At 66.5% G+C, this 1,499-nt stretch carries 3 protein-coding genes; 1 reads left to right on the top strand and 2 read right to left on the bottom strand.

The window, feature by feature from the left end:
- The coding region (locus EN906_RS33915) for a precorrin-6A/cobalt-precorrin-6A reductase (protein ID WP_206529254.1) at positions 1–255 on the top strand (255 nt) is incomplete at its 5' end.
- On the opposite strand, the gene EN906_RS33920 is transcribed toward EN906_RS33915, so the two are convergent.
- Positions 219–983: a precorrin-3B C(17)-methyltransferase gene (locus tag EN906_RS33920; RefSeq protein ID WP_127271898.1), complete on the bottom strand. Its 765-nt coding sequence runs from the start codon at positions 981–983 to the stop codon at positions 219–221. The genes EN906_RS33915 and EN906_RS33920 overlap by 37 nt on opposite strands.
- The coding region (gene cobI, locus EN906_RS33925) for a precorrin-2 C(20)-methyltransferase (RefSeq protein WP_127375765.1) at positions 980–1,499 on the bottom strand (520 nt) is incomplete at its 5' end. The genes cobI and EN906_RS33920, both read right to left, overlap by 4 nt.

Below are 1,499 nucleotides of genomic sequence, written 5' to 3' on the forward strand. Positions count from 1 at the left end.
CTTCTGGCCCGTGGCCCGTTTCGTGAGGCGGAGGAACGCGCGCTGCTCGAAAAGCAACGCATCGATGTCGTCGTGTCCAAGAACAGCGGCGGCGAAGCGACTTATGGCAAGATCGCCGCGGCGCGGGCGCTTGGCCTCGAGGTGGTCATGATCCAACGGCCAGTCTTGCCGGATGTTCCCGCGGCTGAAAGCGTTGAAGCGCTGACCGTGTTGGTCGATCATTTTGTCCGTCCCGTGGACGAGCGCGGCGTGTAGACCAGCGCCGGCTTCTCCGCGCGCTTGATGATGCGGGTCTCCGGCGAGCCGATGATGATGCAGGTCGCCATGTCGGCCTTCTCTGCCTCGACATCGGCCAGCAGATAGACCTCGATGCGCTCATCCGGGCGGCCGGCGGCGCGGCCGAAAATCACTGGTGTGGTACCAGGCAGGATCGCGGTCAGGCATTCGAAGGCGCGGCCGAGCTGCCAGGGGCGCGCCTTGCTGATCGGGTTATAGAGCGCGATGACGAAGCCGGCGCCGGCCGCCGCCAGCAGGCGCAGTTCGATCAACTCCCATGGCTTCAGATTGTCGGACAGCGAGATGGCGCAGAAATCATGGCCGAGCGGCGCGCCGATGCGGGCGGCGACCGCCAGCATGGCGGTGATGCCGGGCACCACAGCGACATCGACCGCGCGCCATTCGGCCGGGCCGGCCTCGATCGCCTCGCAGACGGCCGCCGCCATGGCGAACACGCCGGGGTCGCCACCGGAAACCACCGCGACGTCGTGGCCCTCGGCGGCTTTGATCAGTGCGTCCTTGGAGCGGGCGAGTTCCTCGCGATTGTCGGAAGCGACGCGGGTCTGTTCCGGGCGCAATTCCAGCCGGTCGAGATACGGTTTGTAGCCGTAAAAGAATTTCGCCTCGGCGACGGCGCGGCTGGCTTCCGGAGTGACTTGATCGGCATTGCCGGGCCCAAGGCCGATGACAGTGAGACGGCCGCTCATGCCTGCGCTCCCACGGCGCCGGGGCGGCCGGACCAGCCGGCGACCAGCACGATGGCGAAATAGGGCGCCTTGTCGTCCGGCTTGTCGGCCAGCTTCATCGACACGCTGCCGGCCATGGTGCCGCGCTCGACATAGACGGCGCGCGACAGCTTGGCCGTAGCCTCCAGCGCCCGCCTGATCTTTGGCAGGTTACGGCCGACCTTCATGATGACGGCGGCATCGGTGTCAGCCAGCCGGCGCGTCAGCTCGAACTCGCTCATCGTGCCGGGCAGCACGGTCAGCACGTCATCGCCCTGGACGATCGGGATACCAGTCTGCGACCAGCAGCCGGACATAGCGGTTACGCCGGGAATGACTTCGGTGGGGAAGCGATGGGCGAGGCGCACATGCAGATGCATGTAGGAGCCGTAGAAAAGCGGGTCGCCCTCGGACAGCACCGCAACCATCTTGCCTGCCTGGAGGTGCTCGGCGACCTTCTCGGCGGACTCCTCGTAGAAAGTCGTGATCTGCGAGCCT

It is taken from the genome of Mesorhizobium sp. M7A.F.Ca.CA.004.06.1.1 (genome assembly GCF_003999135.1).
In the GTDB taxonomy this organism is placed as follows: domain Bacteria; phylum Pseudomonadota; class Alphaproteobacteria; order Rhizobiales; family Rhizobiaceae; genus Mesorhizobium.

Coding starts and splice junctions, on each gene's coding strand:
- EN906_RS33920 (WP_127271898.1), bottom strand. CDS start 983: ATGAGCGGCCGTCTCACTGTCATCGGCCTTGGGCCCGGCAATGCCGAT.